Origin of the sequence: Psychrobacter sp. L7, from assembly GCF_002810365.1 — a bacterium.
GTDB classification, from domain to species: Bacteria; Pseudomonadota; Gammaproteobacteria; order Pseudomonadales; family Moraxellaceae; genus Psychrobacter; species Psychrobacter celer.
Genome location: NZ_NEXR01000001.1, coordinates 473,728 through 495,300 on the forward strand (window position 1 = coordinate 473,728; position 21,573 = coordinate 495,300).

Annotated in this window: 15 protein-coding genes; 6 read left to right on the plus strand and 9 right to left on the minus strand. The window is 48.4% G+C overall.

The window, feature by feature from the left end; all coding sequences use genetic code 11:
* The first annotated feature begins 521 nt into the window (after positions 1-521).
* Entirely contained in the window at positions 522-2,738 is a 2,217-nt protein-coding gene (locus CAP50_RS02030) for a carboxy terminal-processing peptidase (protein ID WP_100748857.1), read from the plus strand.
* 541 nt (positions 2,739-3,279) lie between these two features.
* Here CAP50_RS02030 and CAP50_RS02035 read toward each other — a convergent pair.
* Entirely contained in the window at positions 3,280-3,765 is a 486-nt protein-coding gene (locus tag CAP50_RS02035; RefSeq protein ID WP_075101756.1) for an FKBP-type peptidyl-prolyl cis-trans isomerase, read from the minus strand.
* A 346-nt stretch (positions 3,766-4,111) separates the two neighbouring features.
* Here CAP50_RS02035 and CAP50_RS02040 point away from each other — a divergent pair, with 346 nt between their 5' ends.
* Positions 4,112-6,124, plus strand: a complete 2,013-nt coding sequence (locus tag CAP50_RS02040) for a M61 family metallopeptidase (RefSeq protein ID WP_100748858.1) — start codon at positions 4,112-4,114, stop codon at positions 6,122-6,124.
* Between the two features lie 117 nt (positions 6,125-6,241).
* Here the strand turns inward: CAP50_RS02040 and copM are convergent, their stop codons facing one another.
* Both copM and CAP50_RS02050 read right to left on the minus strand, forming a co-directional pair.
* Positions 6,242-7,111 (minus strand): CopM family metallochaperone, encoded by an 870-nt coding sequence (gene copM, locus CAP50_RS02045; RefSeq protein ID WP_100748859.1) that lies wholly within the window; start codon positions 7,109-7,111, stop codon positions 6,242-6,244.
* A 110-nt stretch (positions 7,112-7,221) separates the two neighbouring features.
* Positions 7,222-7,854: a pseudouridine synthase gene (locus CAP50_RS02050; RefSeq protein WP_100748860.1), complete on the minus strand. Its 633-nt coding sequence runs from the start codon at positions 7,852-7,854 to the stop codon at positions 7,222-7,224.
* Between the two features lie 527 nt (positions 7,855-8,381).
* Between CAP50_RS02050 and icd the strand changes: the two genes are divergently transcribed.
* Positions 8,382-9,641: an NADP-dependent isocitrate dehydrogenase gene (icd, locus tag CAP50_RS02055; RefSeq protein WP_100748861.1), complete on the plus strand. Its 1,260-nt coding sequence runs from the start codon at positions 8,382-8,384 to the stop codon at positions 9,639-9,641.
* Positions 9,642-9,822: 181 nt separating this feature from the next.
* On the opposite strand, the gene CAP50_RS02060 is transcribed toward icd, so the two are convergent.
* The gene (locus tag CAP50_RS02060) at positions 9,823-12,042 is read right to left on the minus strand and encodes an NADP-dependent isocitrate dehydrogenase (protein WP_100748862.1); all 2,220 of its coding nucleotides are present in this window, start codon (positions 12,040-12,042) and stop codon (positions 9,823-9,825) included.
* Positions 12,043-12,838: 796 nt separating this feature from the next.
* On the opposite strand from CAP50_RS02060, the gene CAP50_RS02070 reads away from it, so the two are divergent.
* From CAP50_RS02070 to glyA, 3 genes are all read left to right on the plus strand, one after another.
* Positions 12,839-14,215, plus strand: coding sequence for a GNAT family N-acetyltransferase (locus CAP50_RS02070; protein WP_100748975.1), 1,377 nt, complete (start codon positions 12,839-12,841; stop codon positions 14,213-14,215).
* Between the two features lie 56 nt (positions 14,216-14,271).
* Positions 14,272-14,817: a chorismate--pyruvate lyase family protein gene (locus CAP50_RS02075; protein WP_100748864.1), complete on the plus strand. Its 546-nt coding sequence runs from the start codon at positions 14,272-14,274 to the stop codon at positions 14,815-14,817.
* Positions 14,818-15,101: 284 nt separating this feature from the next.
* Complete coding sequence (glyA, locus tag CAP50_RS02080) at positions 15,102-16,358, plus strand: serine hydroxymethyltransferase (RefSeq protein ID WP_075101749.1); 1,257 nt, start codon at positions 15,102-15,104, stop codon at positions 16,356-16,358.
* A 341-nt stretch (positions 16,359-16,699) separates the two neighbouring features.
* Here the strand turns inward: glyA and CAP50_RS02085 are convergent, their stop codons facing one another.
* From CAP50_RS02085 to CAP50_RS02105, 5 genes are all read right to left on the minus strand, one after another.
* Positions 16,700-17,398, minus strand: a complete 699-nt coding sequence (locus CAP50_RS02085) for a ZIP family metal transporter (protein ID WP_100748865.1) — start codon at positions 17,396-17,398, stop codon at positions 16,700-16,702.
* A 209-nt stretch (positions 17,399-17,607) separates the two neighbouring features.
* Positions 17,608-18,882 carry a sodium/glutamate symporter gene (gltS, locus tag CAP50_RS02090; RefSeq protein ID WP_100748866.1) on the minus strand — a complete coding sequence of 425 codons (1,275 nt, stop codon included), beginning with the start codon at positions 18,880-18,882 and terminating at the stop codon, positions 17,608-17,610.
* 88 nt (positions 18,883-18,970) lie between these two features.
* Positions 18,971-19,312 carry a barstar family protein gene (locus CAP50_RS02095; protein WP_100748867.1) on the minus strand — a complete coding sequence of 114 codons (342 nt, stop codon included), beginning with the start codon at positions 19,310-19,312 and terminating at the stop codon, positions 18,971-18,973.
* Between the two features lies 1 nt (position 19,313).
* Positions 19,314-19,847: a ribonuclease domain-containing protein gene (locus CAP50_RS02100; RefSeq protein WP_198411583.1), complete on the minus strand. Its 534-nt coding sequence runs from the start codon at positions 19,845-19,847 to the stop codon at positions 19,314-19,316.
* Between the two features lie 382 nt (positions 19,848-20,229).
* The gene (locus tag CAP50_RS02105; RefSeq protein ID WP_100748869.1) at positions 20,230-21,531 is read right to left on the minus strand and encodes a glutamate-5-semialdehyde dehydrogenase; all 1,302 of its coding nucleotides are present in this window, start codon (positions 21,529-21,531) and stop codon (positions 20,230-20,232) included.
* Positions 21,532-21,573 lie beyond the last annotated feature (42 nt).

Consider the following 21,573-nt stretch of genomic DNA (forward strand, 5'->3'; position numbering starts at 1 on the left):
AGTACTAAGACGGGTGACGGTATTTGTGAAGACTGTACAGCTTGAGTCCCATCGATTCGTTACAGACACGCCTTAGTATATTGTGTAGATGGCCTTATTATGACAGTTATTAGGCACGGCGTATAATGCGCCAGATAAATGGCTTTAAATTGATGAGCTTATGGGGTTTAATGAGTGATCTCGTCGATGTACGAAAAGCGCTAGCAGCGCAAAGATGGACTGCGATAAATATGACAGAAAGTTTGGTACAGAGCGGCGTAGCGTGTAAGATTGTTTATACAGTTTAAGACAGTTTTATATGGATGCTCGTGATAATATTGATTGATTTTTCACGATATTTTAATGCTATCTGATCACTTCTGTATAGAATGCCGTATAGGTAGTCAGCTATTACAATCACTACAATCTGCGATACCAATGATTGTAATAACAGAGAGGGTATCAAGATAGCAGCAGAGCAAAGCCTTCTGGATTTTTACAATAACGATATTATTACTCACTTAAAAAACTAGGTATATATGATGAAAAAACAACCAGCACAGTGGTTACTCAGTGCAGTGTCAGTGGGCATCGCCGGTATCATTTTAACCCAAAGCTATAGCACCGCTGTGGCAGAGACCAGCACCGAAGGCTTTGTACCGACGCCTGAACAAAAAGTCACCACGCGCCAAGTCGCCGCCTTGCTAGATCGTAGTCATTATCTCAATCAGCCACTCGATAGCAAAATGGGTAGCGAGATTTTATCGATGTATATCGATAGCCTAGACCCCAATCACACTTTGTTTTTGCAATCTGATGTCGATGAGTTTAAGAAAAAATATGCTGACGAGTTTGGCGCACGCCTCAAGCGCGGAGATTTGTCGGCGGGGGTAGAGATATTTGAGCGTTATCGCAAGCGCTCAAGTGAGTACTTCGCCATGGCAAGTAAAATGCTCAAGACCGATATTGATTTGACGGGTGATGAGACCATCGTTTTAGACCGTGAAAAGCTTGGGCATTTTAAGACCAAAAAAGAGCAACGTGACTACTGGACGCGCCAGCTAAAGTTTCAGCTGATCAGCATCACCTTAGGGCAAGAAGACGAAAAAGCCAAAGAGCAGGTGTTTTTAAACAACCCCGATATCACGCGTGGTCAAGACCTCGTCCGTGATGACAAACGCACACCAAGTGAGATATTACTCAAACGTCTCACACGTCAGCAAGAGCAGTTTAAACGTCTCAAAGACGATGAAATCATGGAGACGATTTTAAATACAGCGATGCTGACCTATGACCCACACAGCAACTATTATGCGCCTATTCAAGCGACTGAGCTGCAAATTCAGTCAAGCTTGCAGCTAGAAGGCATCGGTGTATCTATTCGCCCAGATCGCAAAAACCCAGACTATACGCGCATTGTCACGCTAGTCGATGGTGGCCCTGCAGCCAAAACTGGCCAGATAAAGCCCAATGACTTGATCGTCGGTATCGCCAAAGACGGCAAAAACATGACCGATGTGGTCGGCTGGTCGACGCGAGAGATTGTCAGTTTGATTCGTGGTAAGCGCGGTACCTCAGTGACTCTCAAACTACGTCAGCCCAATACGCCAGACTCAAGTGCTCGCACCGTGACGGTGGTGCGCGATATCATTCAACAAGAAGAGTCGGGCGTCAAGCATCGCATCGTCGAAGTACAGCGTCCTAATATCGACAAAACGCCCAAACGTATCGGTGTGCTTGAGATACCAAGTTTTTATCTCAATTATCGCGCACGGCGCAATGGCGAAGACTATCGCAGCGTCAGCATCGATACCGAAAAGGCGCTAAAAGCCCTTAATAAAGAAAATATCGATGGGCTTGTGGTGGATTTGCGTAACAACCCTGGCGGCTCTTTGGATGAAGTGGCCAAGATGCTAGGCTTTTTTATCAAGAGCGGGCCGCTCGTGCAGATTCGTGACAACCGTGGCAACATCCAAGTCTACCGCGATAACGATGGCGGCGAGCAGCTGTATGATGGCAAAATGGTGGTACTGACCAACTTAGCATCTGCCTCGGCCAGCGAAATCTTTGCTGCCGCTATCCAAGACTACGGACGCGGACTGGTCGTTGGTAGTACGACCACCGGTAAAGGCTCTGCTCAAATCCAGCTCGATAGCCTAGCGCTTGGGACAGCGACCTTGACCCAGCGTAAGTTTTATCGTGTGACGGGCGGCAGTACGCAAAACAAAGGTGTCGTCCCAGATATCGAGCTGGTCAATATCTATGATGATGCAACCTTTGGAGAGCGCGCGCAGAAAAAAGCCTTGCCTTGGGACACCATCAAAACAGCGCCGTACAAGCCTGAGGGCAAGTTTAGCAGCGATACCTTGGCGACACTCAACCAACAATCCAAGATTCGCCAACAGCAAAACCCGCAGTTCGTCTATCTATCAACGCTTAATGATATCCGTGATATGGAAGATGAGAAAAAACCCATTCGCTTAGATATCAACAGTCGCCGCGCCAAGATGCAGCTGATCGAAAAACGCTCGCTTGAGGCAGAAAACAAGCGCCTGATTGCAACGGGCGAAAAGCCTTATAGTGATTGGAATACCTATCAAGCGGCGATGGATGCAAAGTTTGAAGAGCGCAGTCAGATGAAAGCCAATGAGCGCCCAGAGCTGCCAGAGGATGAAGTCTTTATCAATGAAGCTGCCTATATCATGCTAAGCGCAGAACCAAAGCAGCTGCTAAGCCCTAAAGAGGCACTAGAGAAATGACGAGTGCTATCGAAACAACAATAGTATGTAAGCATATGCTTACACCGATTGACGTTTCGACCTCTTACTAACGATAGGGCAATCTGCGATTATAACTGTACGGCACGATTGAACGGAACGGTTCATGGATACTAGGGATTGGTATCTTAAAGGTCGCATCAGGGATAGGTGGTTTGCTGATTAGGGATGATAAGGCTGGATGCCTGTCAGTTATGAGATACCCCGGGATTAGGTATTTGATAACATTAACATGGATGGTTAGTGATAAAAGCCGCATAATGCTTGTCGTTATGCGGCTTTGTTACGTCTAAAGGATGGCGATTTATTGATAAACCATTGCGCCGCTCTCAACGACGCTTGTACTAGCATGGTTCGGTCAGCTGCTAAAAACGCTGCTTCCACAAAAGCATCGTATAAACGAGCAGGCACAAAACAGCAGGCATAAAAAAAGCCGACTCAATTGAGTCGACCCTGTTGGCCAGTTGGCTGATTTATCTTATAGCCACCAGACCTTTTACTGCTTACCAAATGCAAGTAGCGATTAGTGCTGAACGCCACCAGCGCCATGTACATGGCCGTGGTTTAGCTCGTCTTCAGTAGCAGCGCGCACTTCTTGAATCTCAACATCAAACGTCAAACGCTTACCAGCCAATGGATGGTTGGCATCGACAGTGATTTCTTTGTCGTTTACTGCCGTGACGGTCACTAGCATCACTTGGCCGCCCGCTTCTGACTGGAACTGCATACCAGGCTGGATATCGTCGACACCTTGGAAGTTTTCACGTGGCACGTGCTGTACCGCTTGCTCTTGGTACTCACCGTAGCCGTCAGCAGGCTCTACGACAGCGTTTACTTTTTCGCCAGCAGATTTGCCTTCTAGTTGTTTTTCTAGACCTGGGATGATATTGCTGTGACCATGTAGATAGGCAAGTGGTTGACCTTCTGGTGACTGGTCAAGGATGTTGCCTTCGTCGTCTTTTAGCGTGTAATTGAATGTGACGGCGGTGTCTTTTGCGATAGTAGTCATAAAATATCCTAAATATATCGATGTAAAAAATTAAATACGGTTGCAATAAACCTAAAAAAGCCAATCAGCCAGCCAAATAGCCACGTCATTAGTCAATTATCATCAGTTTATTTCGGTTTGTAAAAGTAACTTTAGCAGTTAGCATCTTTAATTGAGATGGCTTTGATAACTTTCAAGGCAAAAAACAGAAAAAATGCCAATTAATCACGTTAAATAACTATTTTTTTTGGAATATAAACGGATGGACCAGTCAGATGCCTGAACGCTCCAGTATAAAACGCTTATCAGTTGCGTTTTGTCTGTCGGGCTTCTACCATAATGATAACCATAAAAATGAGACAAGAAAATGACACAGATTACCTCAAAGACCAATGAGCAGCCAGCCAACTATGATGCCAACGTACAGAGTACAGCAGACATCGATATTCGTTATCGTTTTGATTTTGCCCGTTTTGCTGAGCATTTGGTGGATGTGACGCTGAGCTTTACCGCCAGTACCGATGCGCCGCAGCTTTGGCTACCTGCGTGGATACCAGGCAGCTACTTGATGCGCGAGTTTGCTCGCAATATCACCGCTGTCCATTATCAGGCGCTAGATGAGCAGAATACAGCTCGTGATACGTTGTCACAGCTTTATCGTGGCCAAAAAATAGACAAGCACACATGGCAGCTCCCGCAGATAAAGGCAGGACAGAGCGTCAGCGTTCATTATGAGGTCTACTGTTATGATCTGTCGGTGCGCACCGCCTACGTCGATCAGCAGCGACTGTATGGCAATTTTACCTCGCTTGCATTGGCTGTTGAAGGACAAGAGCAGCAAAAGCTGCAAGTCAGTCTTATCGTTCCTGCAACGTTTTTGGCAGATAAAGATGAGGCGCGTGTTTGTCTGGCGATAGGCGTGGACTATACAGAGCTGCAGCTAGAGGGGCAGCTGTGCTTTGCGCTACAAGTGCCCAGCTATCATGACTTGATTGACTATCCGTTTGAGATTGCCGAGCAAGATAGGTTTGACTTTATTATTCAAGACAGCGCGCATCAGACACTGCGTCACCGTTTTTATCTGTCAGGCAAACACAGCAGCAATATGGGCAGGTTGCAGCAAGATATCACCCAGATCTGCCAGAGCTATGTAGACTGGCTAGGCGATGCGCCTTTTACGGATTATACTTTTATGACCTTTGCCAGTGGGCAGGACTACGGCGGGCTTGAGCATATCAATTCTACCAGCCTGATCACCCCGCGCCGCGACCTGCCAAGTGTCGGTGAGCCAAAAATACCCAGCAGCGATTATCAGCGTTTTTTGGGCTTGTGTAGTCATGAGTACTTTCATGCATGGTGGGTCAAGACGGTGCGCCCCGATGTGATGCTCGAGGTTGATCTGCGAAAAGAGGCGTTTACGCCTTTGCTATGGGTGTTTGAGGGCTTTACCTCCTATGTGGACGACTTTATGCTGCAAGCATCAGGCGTCATCGATAAAGCCAGCTATCTGAAGCTGCTGGCTGAGCAAATCAATCGCTACTACCAGACGCCAGGACGCGCATATCAGAGCGTGGCTGAGTCGAGCTTTGATGCTTGGATTAAGCTGTATCGCAATGATGAAAACACAGGCAACGCAGGTATCAGCTATTATAATAAAGGCGCCTTGGTGGCGCTTTGCTTGGATTTGACTTTGCTTGAGAAAACCAAGGGTCGCTATCGCTTGTTTGATGTGATACAGGAGTTCTATCGACAGGCCAAGCAAAATGACAAGAAGCGCATCGGTATCAGCAGTGCCGATATGGGCGCGGTTATCAGTCAGTTTATGCCGCTTGATGTCTGGCAGGACTTTGAGCGCCGCTACGTCAATGGCGTTGAGGCGTTGCCGATACAGACATTGCTGAGTGCCAATGGTGTCAAGTTACATGTCAATAGTAAGGAGACGGCGGACAAGCATGTGCCTTGGGGTATGCGCTGTAGCGACACCCCAGCAGGTCTCAAAGTCAATCGAGTCCTACGCGGTAGTGCGGCGGCGCGTGCGGGTATCTCCGCCCATGATGTGATCGTCGCCATCGACGGTATCAAAGCCGATGCCAAACAGCTATCGTCTCTGAGTACGTCTGCGCGCAAGATTGACTGTCATTTGTTTCGCCGAGATGAGCTGATGTCGGTCACCGTATTACCCAAAGCGGCCGCCGAAAACAAAGGAGCACCGGCAGATACTGAGCAAGACAGCCTTTATAAAGATGGCCTCCATCAAGATAGCCCTTATAAAGTCACTTTGCATCTTGCAACGCCCACCAGCACATCGCCCAATGATGAGGCGGCATCGCCGACCCAAGCAGGCTGGCATACATGGCTAAATGTGTGGGCAGAGAGGTAGGCTAAAGTCGCCCTTTATTTGTCTGAGAGTAGATTAGAGGCTAAGGGCTAAAGACTGTTCGCTGTGTCGCCAAAGAGAGGCTTGGTGACACAGCTGGCTTGCTATGTTTGTGTGTATTTATGACTCACCATCTTCGGCAGGTGCTGTAGCAGGCTCCTTAGACAGCTGAGATTGAGACGATTGAGCTTGATCGTCTGACGCGTCAATCGTAGAGTCCGCATCTGCATTGGTATTGGTCTCAGCGGCGTCCGCACTGCGGCTTGCAATCCAGTTTTGCATCAGCTCAATCTCAGCTTGCTGGGTGTCGATGATGCTTTGTGCCAACTGGCGCATCTCTTCGTCAGTACCGTACTTGAGCTGTACGTTGGCCATATCTACCGCGCCGATATGATGCGGCAGCATACCGCGAGCAAACGCCATGTCTGGCTGCGGGTCGGCGATACCAAGCACCATATCACCGTGTAAAACATCCATGCTTCTGGCATAGGCCTGCTGCATGGCTTCTGTGTGCGGGTTGGTTTTGACGGTGTCGGGGTGGCTGGCAAGCCACTTATTTAACGTATCGAGCTCTAGCTGCTGGGCATCAATGACGTTTTGCGCCAGTTGCCGCATGCTATCATCTGTCCCGTGTTTTAGCTGGATCTTGGCCATCTCAATCGCCCCGCGATGATGACCAAGCATGGCTTTGGCAAACGCGGTATCAGGATCGTTATAACCCATACCGATCATCATCTCATCGTGCATACGCGTCATCGCCCTCGTATAGTCTCTGAGCATATCGGTCATTTGTGCCTCGTTTGCTGCATCATCTTTAGCCAGCACATCATCCGTTTGCGCATCAGCTGGGTTGACCTCTAGGTCGGTCACGGGCGGCGTTGCGGTATCGCTAGGCGTCGCCTCATCCTCAGTCGCCGGCTGACAGGCACTTAATATCAGCGCAGCAGCAATACTGGTGGCAAGCAAAGAAAAGCGACGAGAAGCAATCATGACATATTCCTATTATAAAGCGGCAATGATAAAAACAGACGAGTGATGAGATAATATCCGTAATGTGCTGAATCTTAACAGATAAACCTTACCAGTTCGAGACATGATGTTTAGAGCGTGTGCCCAATCCCTAATTGTCGACAGCGCTCGTCATTTAGATGAATACGGACAAACTCACCGACCCCCAAACGGCCTAACTCAAACCCTGCAACCGACCAGCGTATCAAACGCAGACAAGGCAGACCCACATGAGCGGTCATACGCCTGACTTGGCGGTTTTTGCCTTCGTAGATGGTCAGCATTAGCCAAGACGTTGGGACGTTTTTGCGTTCACGTATCGGTGGAGTGCGGGGCCATAAGGCTATTGGCAAATCCGCCTCTGTGACCATCTGGGCGAGTGCAGGTAAGGTTTTACCGTCTTTTAGGTGCATGCCTTCGCTCAAGGCTTGTAGCTGTGCAGGCGTTACGATCCCCTCGACCTGTACCAAATAGGTCTTGCCTTGTTTGTGCTTGTCTTTTTTAAAGCTCGCCGCCGATGGTGGCTGGGTAATGGCTTTATTGACGCGGCCATCACTGGTCAAAATCAGTAGCCCCTCTGAAGTTGCATCAAGCCGGCCCGCCACTCGCAGCGACTTATCGGTAAAGTATGCCGATAGGGTGGCGTGGTCATTATTACTGTCGTCACGGAACTGACTTTGCACCCCATAAGGCTTATTGAACAAAATGAGACTAGAGCTCGGCATGGTGTAAACATTCCTAAAATAAACTGACAAAGCGGTCAAAGGGTACTATTAAGTATAAAACAAGTATAAACAGCGCCAGTTGCAGCCGTTGGTGTGGTATCGATCTTGAATGCTGCGACTATAACACCGTCCCATCAGCGAATAAACACCATGTTATCATTATGGTTTTATGTCTTTGGCATCCCGATAGGCACTATAGTTAATCCGATATAAAACGATACAACGTTTCATTGGAGCGCATTGATAGCCACGTATTCGATTTTAAACGATAAATGGCGAAGCAGCATACAGTAACGTCTCATCAAAACCCTAGCATATAACGCCTTGTGATTTGTTAATACTGTATAAACTATCTTTATAATTATGCTCGTTATGGGCCAATTGTGTTTTTGTCCTCTATGGTTTAGGCAAGTTTTGCAGTATGGTAAATGACACAAGGAGTTACTTATCAGATTGGCAAAAGTACGATAAATGACCAAGATATATAATTAAATAACTCATAATTAAATCATTAAGGAGTGTTACTCATGTCCTACGATAAAGTGATCGTCCCAAGAGACGGCGAAAAAGTCACGGTAAATGCTGACTTGTCTTTAAATGTGCCCAATCATCCGATTATCCCTTTTGTCGAGGGTGATGGTATCGGAGTCGATATCACGCCTGTGATGATAAAAGTCGTCAATGCAGCAGTAGACAAGGCTTATCATGGCAAAAAATCCATCATTTGGATGGAGACCTATCTCGGCGAAAAAGCGGCAAAAGTATACGATGGGGATTATTTGCCCAACGAGACGCTGGAGATTTTAAAAGACTATGTCATCAGTATCAAAGGGCCATTGACGACCCCAGTGGGCGGTGGTTTTCGCTCGCTCAACGTCGCGGTACGCCAAGAGCTCGACTTGTATGTGTGCCAGCGACCCGTGCGCTGGTTTGAAGGAGTGCCAAGCCCAGTGCAGCATCCCGAGCTGACAGACATGGTAATCTTCCGCGAAAACTCAGAAGATATCTATGCTGGCATCGAATGGAAGGCAGGCAGTGATGAGGCTAAAAAAGTCATTAAGTTTTTAAAAGAAGAGATGGGCGTCACCAAGATTCGCTTCGATGATGACTGCGGTATCGGCATCAAGCCTGTCTCAAAAGAAGGCTCGCAGCGCTTAGTACGTAAGGCCATTCAGTATGCCATCGACAATGATTTGCCTAGTGTCACCTTGGTGCACAAGGGCAATATCATGAAATTTACTGAAGGCGCGTTTAAGGATTGGGGCTATGAGCTTGCCGCCGAGCGCTTCGGTGCCGAGCTATTGGATGGCGGGCCTTGGATGACGATGAAAAACCCAAAAACAGGCAATGACATCGTCATCAAAGACGTCATCGCTGATGCCTTTTTGCAGCAAATCCTCATGCGCCCTGCTGATTATTCAGTGGTGGCGACGCTCAACCTAAACGGCGACTATATATCCGACGCCCTCGCAGCAGAAGTTGGCGGCATCGGTATCGCACCAGGTGCCAATAAAGGCGGCGCAATCGCGGTTTATGAAGCGACGCATGGTACGGCGCCCAAATACGCTGGACAAAACAAAGTCAACCCAGGCTCGCTTATCTTATCCGCTGAGATGATGCTGCGAGACATGGGCTGGACGGAAGCGGCCGATTTGATCATCAGCGGTATCCAAGGTGCTATCGCTAATAAAACAGTGACCTATGATTTTGAGCGGTTGATGCCAGATGCTATTTTGCTGAGTACTTCTGAGTTTGGTAAAGCCATTATCAAGCACATGCACGCTTAAACGCCGGGGCATGTCTGCAACTTAATCAATGCGTTTTTACATAAGGACGCACCCTAAAAATAAGCAAAAAAACACCCCTTAGATTTCAGATCTAAAGGGTGTTTTTTATGCTAAAAGTGGGCGTAAAGGCTTAAATACATCCTTTACGCCCAACGCTCAGGCATATCAGCGGCGCATCAGATTATAATGAGGCGATCGCTTCGTTGAACAACGTGCTTGGACGCATCACTTGCTCAGCCAGTTTTTCATCGGCTAAGTAGTAGCCTTTGATATCTACCGACTTGCCTTGGGCATCATTCAACTCTTTAATGATCGCCGCTTCGTCACGCTGCAGCTGTTCTGCTAGTGGTGTAAACTGCGCTTTTAACTCACTATCTTTGTCTTGAGCCGCCAGCTCTTCTGCCCAGTACATCGCTAGGTAGAAGTGGCTACCACGGTTGTCAATCTCGCCTGTCTTACGCGATGGTGACTTGTTGTTTATTAGCAGTTTTTCTGTGGCTTTGTCGAGGGTATCTGCCAATACTTGCGCTTTGGCATTGTTGTCGTTTTTGGCCAAATGCTCCAAAGATTCGGTCAAGGCTAAGAACTCGCCTAATGAGTCCCAGCGCAAGTGGTTTTCTTCTACCAACTGCTCGACATGCTTTGGTGCTGAACCGCCTGCACCTGTCTCAAACAAACCGCCGCCTTTCATGAGTGGCACGACCGATAGCATCTTGGCACTGGTACCAAGCTCTAAGATAGGGAACAAATCTGTTAAGTAATCACGCAAGATGTTACCAGTAGCAGAGATGGTGTCTAGACCGCGAGCGACGCGCTCTAAGGTATAACGCATGGCGCGAACCTGAGACATGATTTCGATATGTAGGCCATCGATGTCATGGTCTTTTAGGTACATTTTGACTTTTTTGATCAGCTCGTTTTCGTGCGGACGGTATGGGTCTAGCCAGAAGATCACTGGCGTGTCTGACTCACGGGCACGGCGTACGGCCAGTTTTACCCAGTCTTGGATCGGGGCATCTTTGGTCTGACACATGCGCCAGATATCGCCTTTTTCGACGGCTTGCTCCATGAGGACTTCACCAGTATCCACATCTACGATACGAGCGATACCAGCGTCGCTTGACTCAAAGGTTTTGTCGTGTGAGCCGTATTCTTCAGCTTTTTGAGCCATGAGGCCGACGTTTGGTACTGTACCCATGGTGGTTGGGTCAAAGTTGCCATGCCATTTGCAGAAGTTAATCATTTCTTGATAAATACGCGCAAAGGTAGACTCTGGCATAACCGCTTTACAGTCATACATTTTGCCATCCGCGCCCCACATCTTACCGCCGGAGCGAATCATCGCAGGCATTGAGGCATCGACGATCACATCGCTTGGTGAGTGGAAGTTGGTGATGCCTTTTGAGGAGTCAACCATCGCCAGACGTGGACGATGCACTTGACAAGCATGCAAGTCGCGCTCAATCTCTTCTTGTAGAGAGGTTGGCAGCTCTTTGATTTTGTCGTAAAGTGATGCCATACCGTTATTGACGTTGATACCTAACTCATCAAAGAGCGCACCATGTTTTTGAAAAGCGTCTTTATAATACGTTCTGACCGCATGACCGAAGACGATTGGATGCGAGACTTTCATCATCGTGGCTTTGACGTGCAATGAAAATAAGATACCTGCTTCGCGGCAGTCTTCCATTTCGCGCTCATAAAACTCAAGTAGCGCTTTTTTGCTCATAAACATCAGATCGATGACTTCTTTGTCCAACAAAGCAATCTCTGGCTTTAGGACTTTGGTGGTGCCATCTTCGAGCAACAGCTCCATACGTACGGTACGAGCCTTGTCGAGGGTCATCGATTGCTCGCCGTCATAAAAGTCGCCGCTGTGCATGTGTGAGACGTGGGTGCTTGACCACTGTTTCCACTCACCCATTGAGTGCGGATGCTTACGTGCGTAGTTTTTGACCGCTTTTGGCGCGCGGCGATCAGAGTTACCTTCACGCAGTACGGGATTGACCGAGCTACCTAGTGCTTTGCCGTAGCGCTTACGGATGTTTTCTTCTTCCTCAGTTTTTGGCTCATCAGGGAAGTCAGGTAGAGCGTAGCCTTTGCTTTGCAATTCCTTGATAGCGGCTTTTAGCTGCTGTACTGAGGCACTGATGTTCGGCAGTTTGATGATGTTGGCATTTGGGTCTTGGGTTAGGCGACCTAGCTCTGCGAGGTTGTCAGCTACGCGCTGCTCTTCAGTGAGGTACTCAGGGAATTCGGCCAACACACGCGCGGCCACAGAGATATCGCTGATATCGACAGAGACGCCTGCTGTCTTGGTAAAGGCTTTGACAATCGGCAAGAATGATAAGGTCGCCAGCGCTGGGGCTTCGTCAGTTTTTGTATAAATAATTTTTGACATATTAGTAGAATATTCCTATAGGCTGTAGTGAATAATAAAGCTCAAATATAATGCTACAAATCGTTAAACGACATATCGTTAAATAATACTATGCAATAGCAAACGCTATGGTTCGATCTAGTACATTATATGTAGTCTCTTGCAATGGTTGAGGCTACTTAAGTTTCTTGTTGCTGTTGGCTAGCCTTTATAACCGTAGTGGCTAGCTTTGATTGGTTTTTATTCAAAAGACGCTTGCAATGATGATATCACCATCTAAAAAAAGCGACCTAAAAGCAAATGGCTAAGAGTATATTATAAAGGATCCACTATAAATTCGATACGGTGTCAATCCTATATCATGAACTAAGTATACTGTTTTCGCTTATGTCCTATGTACCAGAATTATATTAAGCTAAGAACAGCGTTATTCTACCAGTCATCCGCTTTTATATCATCCCTTCCCAGCGATTACTGTCATTTCATGGGTGCTTACCCGTTATCAATTAAGTAAATCCAAACCGTGTGTCATTCTAAAACCGCGCCTTCACTGTCAGTGGTTTTTATAAAATGGTGAGTGTGCTTTGCAAATTGTGACAGCAAACCGGCAAAAATTTGCTAGGCTATTGTAGGTGAGGGCATACCTTTGTCTCACATACAGCGATAAGCCTGAGGTAAAGCGGCGATGGCTGATATTTGCTGCCGTTTTGACGCGCGCAGGCATCTCACCATGTTTGGCTGTTTTTGTGAGTGATTGACTGATATACGTCCTAAATAAAAAATTGACACACATAGAGCGGCTAGAGTGACCATGAGCATACGTTTAAAATACGCACTGATGAGTGATACCAGCTGGCAGCAGATGGCAAAGTGGCAAACGCCAGACACGCCGTTTATGTCCTTTGATTTTTGGCAAGCGCTGGCAGACACGGGCGCCATCGGTGAGCAGGCAGGCTGGCTACCGATATATGTCTTGATCCATCAGGTCGATGAGGGTACAACGCCGCCAAACGCCGCTGACATCAAAAACAGCAAGGCACACTCTGACGGTGACAATAAGGCATTAGCTGCAGGCGACAAGGTATCCGTCACGCATCCTATAGCGGTGCTGCCAGTCTTTATTAAGGGTCATCACCGCGGTGAGTTTGTGTTTGATCATGCTTGGGCAGAGGCCTACGCGCGCTATGGTGTTGACTACTATCCGCGACTGGTCAGTAGCGTACCTTATACGCCGATTACCGATCAGCGGTTTTGGCTGGCTGATGGCGAGCGCCTGCGTGCCGATATCATTCAAACTGCCCTAGCAGGCGTAGATGATATTGCTCAGCAAGTGGGGGCATCAAGCTGGCATGGACTGTTTGTCACGCCTGAGCTGGCCGATATTGTAGCTGCCGCCATGCCGACAGATAGCGATGTCATGAGTGCACTGGCGGCGCAAAAGCAGGGCGGCGCAGCTGCGGCCATCGACATACCGATACTGGAGCGTCAGGGCTGTCAGTTTTTGTGGCAAAACAAAGACCTATTAAAAAACGCGCAGCCATTTGCAGATTTTGAGGCGTTTTTGGCAACGTTAAGAGCCAAAAAGCGCAAGACCATCCGCGCTGAGCGCCGCAAGGTCGGCGAGCAAGGCATCCGTTGTCAGCGTAAATGCGGGAATACGATTTGTGAGGAGGACTGGCACGCTTTTTATCATTGCTATGTGATGACCTATGCGGTGCGCGGCCAGCAGCCTTATTTAACGTTAGATTTTTTTATGGCGTTGGCCGCGAGTATGCCTGAGCACCTGATGCTGGCTCAAGCGCGTGATGCGCATGGTGATATCATTGCCAGTAGTTTGTTTTTGTACGATAAGCCCGATAGCAAAGGCGCGACTTTATACGGTCGCTATTGGGGCGCGTTGGCGGATTATGACAGCTTGCATTTTGAGCTGTGCTATTATCAAGGCATCGAGTTTGCTATCGAGCAGGGTTTGAGCTATTTTGATCCAGGGACGCAAGGCGAGCATAAGCTGGTTCGCGGTTTTATACCGACGACCACCCACTCGTTGCACCGTGTTTATGATGGGCGGTTTGTGCCAGCAATTGCGGACTTTTGCCGTAGAGACAGAGAGCATATGGCCGAGTATCGCCGGCGAGCATTTGACGCCTTACCGTTCAATGCTGATAATATGCCCGCCGCTGATGCCAGTCGCTAGCGCTGCTCTCATCTATTTTTTATCTGTCTTTTATCCGTCATCATTAGCCGCTTATTATGCCTAATAATCCTTTGTTTTGCCCTGTACCGCCGCCCGCCGATCTACACGCTTGGCTCAATGTCGAAGGCTCTTTGACTGCTGTACTTGAGGTAAAAGCTCGGCAGCCCTTGCGCGTTGAGCGCAGTTTTGAGGGCTATCGCGCGCTGACACTGGCACAAAAACGCCAGCTGGGTGTACGAGGCGCGCAGCTAAATCGGCCGATGCTGGCGTGGGTACGCGAGGTGTACCTATATGGCAATGATGAGCAGCCGTGGGTCGAGGCGCAGAGCATCTTTCCGTTGTCCAGTCTCAAAGGCCGCGCCCGCCGTTTGCAGCAACTCAAGGGTACGCCCATCGGTTATGTGTTATTTAAGCGCAGTCGCACGTTGCCCAATCAGCGTTTTATCTCGCATACGGCCAAAGGCTGGCAACGGCAAACGCGTTATGACTGGTATGGGCGGACGCTGCTGATCAGCGAGACGTTTTTGCCCGCGTTCAGCCAAAATAGACAACCACAGATAGGCTGCAACAGAGAACAGAAAAATTTATATCCAAGCATATAAATATACCGTGATAAATACTTTATTTTATTGGCTATTTATTTGCGTTATAAGGCCATTTAATTTGTTCAGCTTAGCGTGAGGTTTTTTTGCGCTCACCATACAAATTTTCATGTTACACTTAAACTTTAGCGATGATATCGACGCCTGCGTGTCGATTTGATTGTCGATATAGACACGTCAATGACAGGCCAATTGCCTGTGCTTGCCTGTTTTACCTCCTTTTGCTACTCGCTTCTTTTCGATAAACACTACCATTAACGATAGCCACTACCTAGGACATTATTATGTTTAAAGATATTTCTATCAAAGAGTTTGATCCAGTACTTGCAGAAGCCATGGCCGCCGAAAGCGTGCGTCAAGAAAACCATATCGAGCTTATTGCCTCAGAAAACTACTGCTCACAAGCAGTCATGGAAGCACAAGGCACCGATCTAACCAACAAATACGCGGAAGGCTATCCAGGCAAGCGTTACTACGGCGGCTGTGAGCACGTCGATGTGATCGAGCAATTGGCCATCGACCGCGCAAAAGAGCTGTTTGGTGCAGAATACGTCAACGTCCAGCCACACTCTGGTAGTCAAGCAAACTCTGCCGTATTTTTGGCTTTGTTAGAGGCCAATGACACCGTACTTGGCATGAGCCTAGACGCTGGTGGTCACTTGACTCACGGCGCGCACATCAACTTCTCAGGCTTGAACTACAACGCCGTACAGTATGGCCTCGTCGAAGGCACTGGCCTGATCGACTATGACCAAGTTGATGCTCTGGCTCGTGAGCACAAGCCAAAGATGATCATCGCAGGTTTTTCCGCGTATTCACAAGTCGTTGATTGGCAGCGTTTCCGTGATATCGCCGACGAAGTGGGCGCGTACTTGCTGGTTGATATGGCACACGTGGCGGGTCTGGTTGCAGGCGGCGTTTACCCAAGCCCAGTACCCTTTGCCGATGTGGTCACCACCACCACGCACAAGACCCTACGTGGCCCGCGCTCAGGTATGATCTTGGCGCGTGATGAGAAGCTGGCGAAAAAGCTAAACTCTGCTGTCTTCCCAGGCAACCAAGGTGGCCCGCTCATGCACGTCATCGCGGCAAAAGCGGTTTGCTTTAAAGAAGCGCTAGAAGACAACTTTAAAACCTATCAGCAGCAAGTGGTCAAAAACGCCCAAGCGATGGCAAAAGTCATCCAAGAGCGTGGCTATGAAATCATCTCTGGCGGTACTGAAAACCACTTGATGCTCATCAGCCTCGTCAAGCAAGAAATGACGGGTAAAGAAGCAGACAAATGGCTTGGTGATGCCCACATTACGGTGAACAAAAACGCTGTACCAAACGATCCAAAATCGCCGTTTGTTACCTCTGGTATCCGTATCGGTACGCCAGCGATTACCACGCGCGGCTTTAACGAAGCACAAGCAGGCGAGTTGGCAGGCTGGATCTGTGACGTACTAGACAGCCGCGGTGACGAAAAAGTCGCTGCTGAAGTACGCGGCAAAGTAGAAGCCATCTGTAAAGAGTTACCAGTTTACGAAAAAAACCAGTAATTTTCGATTGCTTGATTTTTACAGTTAGGTTGAAAAAAACCGCTTAGCTTAATGGCTAGGCGGTTTTTTATTGCACTGGCGTTTATTTTTTAAGTGGTCAGTTTATGCGAATTAAACCGTCTATACATACAAAGCTGGGCAATCCGTCACTTTAAAAAACTCTCTGTTAATACGACTTGATAGTATAGTCAATTCATTCTAAAAATGACATAGCGCTGCTGGGATGAATTTTGCGCAGCCTCTGTGATAACAGCACGCAAGTAAAATTTATACCAGTAGCGCGTTTAGGTTTATAACAATTTTAATTTGAACTGACTATACAAAGTTACCTAATACACCTTTTAGCCACCAAGCTGGTTTAGAGCCAATGCTAAGATGAGGCCAATGGTGGTGCTAATACCCGCCCAATGGTTGCTGCGTTTGAAGGCGGTCGGGAAGACTTCGGTTGCCAAAGAGGCAATGACTGCCCCAGCGGCAAAGCAATTGATCGCACTAATAACGGCGTCATCGACATTTTTTAGCAGTATCTTGCCCAAGATAGCCGCCAGTGATAATAAAACTGCGGCCCCAATCCAAAGCATCAGCACTTTTTTATTGCTGGCACCGTTGCGGCGCATTTCTTTGGCACCGCCTGCTGCTTCTGGCAGGTTCGATAACAAAATAGAGCCGGCCAGTGCCGCCACTTGCATGACGTTGCCGCTGATTAATGCCACACCCAGCGCTAAGTTTTCTGGGATGCCATCGAGAGTGATGGCCGCCAGCAGCCCCGAGCCGCCATCGGCATTGAGCTTTTCATCGAGTAGATAATCGACACTCGCAAATACCACTGCGCCCAACAGGGCAAAAGCTGCGGTAATCCAAACCCCGCTGTCAGTCACTGCCGGCTGCACCAGCTCGATGACCACTGATATCATTAGCGCGCCGCCAGCGACCGCCAATAAATTCCCCTCAAGCCAGCTTGGCAAGCGGCCATAAATCCCCCATAGTGCTCCGATAATCAGAGCGCCGGATACCACAACAATCACTGCAAATATCAACATAGTATGCCTCATTATTTTTATAAGGTATTGATAACGGCTAACGGGTTTTGTGTCATTAGAAGTTGCGTAACGACCGGGTTAGGTACTGTTAGCGCTCTGCTTTTTTATATTAAACGTCCAAAAAAACCTCAAACGCCCAAAAAAGCCCCGATTATAAAAATAATCGAGGCTTATAAAGCGCAATTCAGGTTAACTTTTGATTAAATAGCTTACATAAACGGCAGTTTGATAAATATTTGTAATATCGTGGCGTTGACGATATCGACAAAGAACGCCCCAACCATCGGCACAATCAAAAACGCTTTAGGCGAAGGCAAGTAACGATCAGTGACCGCCTGCATGTTGGCAATCGCCGTCGGCGTCGCACCCATACCAAACCCACAGTGCCCCGCTGATAACACCGCCGCGTCATAGTCTTTGCCCATGACTTTAAAGGTAATCAGGTAAACATAGATGATCATAATAGCGGTCTGCACCAATAGGATGATAAGCACAGGGCCTGCCAGATCAGTCAGCTGCCATAGCTTGAGAGACAATAGCGCCATGGCCAAAAACAAGCTCAAAGAGGCATTACCAAACACATCGATTGAGCGATCAAACATATCGAAGTTAAATAAAGTGGTGAGCACATTACGAATGATAACACCGCCTGCCAGCGCCCAAACGAAGGTAGGTAGCTCAAACCAAGTGTCGGCGGCCAGCAGCGTCATCACATCGGCAAACGCCAAAGCGGCGGCAAATAGCGCCAAGGTCTCAATGGTCGAGGAGGCGGTGATAAAACGCATACTGTCGGGTCTTTCAAAGATTTCTTTGTTGCTGTGTGCAGAGTCTTCATCATGTTTAGTGCTATATAGCGATTGCGCCCCAGCGACTTTTTCGATATCACTAGGGTTGGGATTGGCAGGGGTTGGCTTGAGACCGAGCCGCCGAATCAGGCGGCGCGCCACAGGGCCACCGATGATACCGCCTGCGACCAGACCATAAGTGGCCACTGCGATACCAAGCGTGGTCGCACCCACCACGCCATAGTCTTCTTCTAGCGTAATGCCCCAAGCGCCTGCGGTGCCATGTCCGCCCGTCAGAGCGATGGAACCTGTCACCAGCCCAAGCAGAGGATCGAGTCCCAACACGCTGGCCATAGCAACGCCCACGATGTCTTGTAGCACGATAAACACCGACACCACGATCGTAAAAATCAGCAGCGGTGTGCCACCAGCTTTTAGGCGACTAAAATCAGCACTGAGACCGATGGAGGCAAAAAACATCAGCATGGTCGCGGTTTGGAGTCCCTGATGAAAGTTGAAAGTATAGCCCCACACCATATTGAGAATATAGACCACGATTGCCGCGACCAAGCCGCCAGCCACTGGTTCTGGAATATTAAAGTCTTCTAAGAATTTAATCCTTTTGACCAAAAAGCGCCCCATTAGCAGCACTAAAGTGGCCAGTATCAGCGTGTAATAGCCGTTTAAGGTAATTTCCATACGTTAATCCTTTCTATAAAAATAAATTAACCTGAATTCGGGATAAATATGGCTTTATCTCGAATTCAGGTTTGGTGATGATTTTTGGTTAAGCGGAGTCTGTCGGCGGTGTTATGACCCACAGTTGCGGCTTGCCAAACTCTTTATAGGCGTCCTCAATGATGCGTTGAAACATCGTAAAGTCTTTAGTCGTTATGTCGGTTACCGTCGTCAAATCCAGCACTAGCTTGGTCACATCGCTGTCGGTCAAACAGTCCCAAGCGCTGTCCCAGTTGTGCGAAAAATAACTGGGAAAGTGGCACGCTGCTGCCAGACTGCTCAGCAACGTGTGCTTGTTGAGTACGTCAGCGATAGGAATGACAGTTGCCTGCTGTAGCGCCCTATCGTGCTCGGCGCTGTCAGGATTGACATAATAAATGGCTTGGCTCATGTTATTTTACTTCCAGTTTGCGAAAGCTATCGTAGTGGTCCACGGTCAGATAGTAGATGGTGGGCGGATGACCGCCTGTGACGATACGCCTAGCACCGCGGTGCGATACGCCGGGCATGGGCACAGTGTACTCACGGTAATAGCCTTGCGTCTGTATCGGTAGCCTGCCTTCACGGTTATAAAAAGTCGAGCCGTCTTTATGAGGGTAAGGAAACGGCCCGCCTTGTCGAATCAGCGCGATGGTATGGTCTATTTGTGCGTCACCGGTGATAGGGTTGGCGCTGTTAGCTGGCCGCGATAGGGCAGCCGAATCGATACTCGGATCAGGCTCGGCGCTATCGCGATACTCGGTGACCGCAGCACCTTCAGAGCGATCGACCAATGCCCCAGTATTTATAGCAGCATTTATATCAGCGAAAAAATAAATCGCCGCGACAATCAGAGCCAACACACCAAATAACGTGGCACGTGGGCTGTTATTGTTTTGCTTGCCGCTTTGCATAAGGGCATCGTCCTTTAGGTCGTTGGAAGCCATTGACTACTCATCCCATGATGGGACTACTTATCACATGATTGCTGATCTCAGCAAAGCCTATCGCATGATGGTTTGCGCCACAACCGATACGGACGTGGGCAAAACGTCATCAAAGGGTGGGTTTATATCGTAAGTTCGGCTCAAAATCAATACCTTGCTCATGGCGGATATCAAGGTAATAACGCGGTAAGAATGTGCTAGATAGATAAAAGTTATTTTTTGTTTGCTGTCGCTGGCTGCTGAATACCACACAGCCGCAATTTAATAAAAAACGCCAGCAACTTAGCTGACGTTTTTGGTGGATTATACGTTAAGTTAGGCGATGGATGATAGGTTTGCGTCCAATTCGCCTGTAATAAGCGGTCGATAAATATGTGATAAGTTACGCGCGCGTCTCGCCGTGACCATAGACGATCCATTTTTGTGAGGTCAGACCTTCGAGCCCTACAGGGCCGCGCGCGTGGATTTTGTCGGTTGAGATACCAATCTCAGCACCCAAGCCATACTCAAAACCATCGGCAAAACGGCTAGAAGCATTGATCATCACACTGGCCGAATCAACCTCACGAATAAAGCGCTGCGACTTGGTATAGTTGTCGGTGATGATAACGTCGGTATGATGGCTGCCATGGGTGTTGATATGTTCAATGGCCTCGTCGATACCATATACCACCTTAACCGCCAAGATAGGGGCCAGATACTCGGTATCCCAGTCCTCGCTAGTGGCTGCTGATAGATGACCTTGCAAGGTCGCATTGTCATTTAAAATGGCTTGTGACTTATTATCAAGGCGCAGTTGCATGGCGTCATCCGCTTTTATGATGGCTTCGGCAATCTTTGGCAACAGCTCACTTGCGACATGCTCATCGACCAATAGTGTCTCCATGGTATTACAGGTGCCATAACGATGGGTCTTGGCATTGACACTGACTTTAATCGCCGTTTCGGCATCGGCATCGCTATCGATAAAGGTATGGCAGTTACCATCTAAGTGCTTGATGACCGGTACTTTGGCATCGCGGCTGATACGCGCAATCAAACCTTTACCGCCGCGTGGCACGATAACATCGACATATTCAGTCATTGTAATCAGCTCACCGACAGCCGCACGATCAGTCGTTTGTAAGACCTGCACACTGTGCTCAGATAGGCCGACCTTTTTTAGTCCTTGTAGGATACATTTGGCCAGTGCTTGATTGGACTCAAAAGCCTCAGAGCCACCGCGTAAGATGATGGCGTTACCTGATTTTAGCGCCAAAGAGGCGGCTTCTAAGGTGACGTTCGGGCGCGACTCATAAATCATACCGACCACACCGAGGGGGACGCGCATTTTGCCTAAATGAATACCAGAGGGGCGGTAGGTCATGTCAGTGACCTCACCGATAGGGTCAGGCAAAGCAGCCACGTCTTTTAGGCCTTGTAACATACCATCGAAGCGCGCGTCGTTTAGCTCAAGGCGATCTAGTAGCGCGGTGTCCAAGTCGTTTTTTTGACCGTTGTTCATATCGATTTTGTTGGCGGCCAAGATGTCTGATTTGGCGTTTTGGAGTACGTCATGAATCGCCATCAGCGCCGCGTTCTTATCGCCAGTATTGGCTGCCGCGAGGGCGCGTGAGGCGGCGCGTGCTTGCTTACCGACCGTTTGCATATAAGTGGTAACGTCTGTGGTAGTGGTTTGAGTCATAGATATGTCCTTATGGTTATCAGTGTTTGACAGGGCGATCAA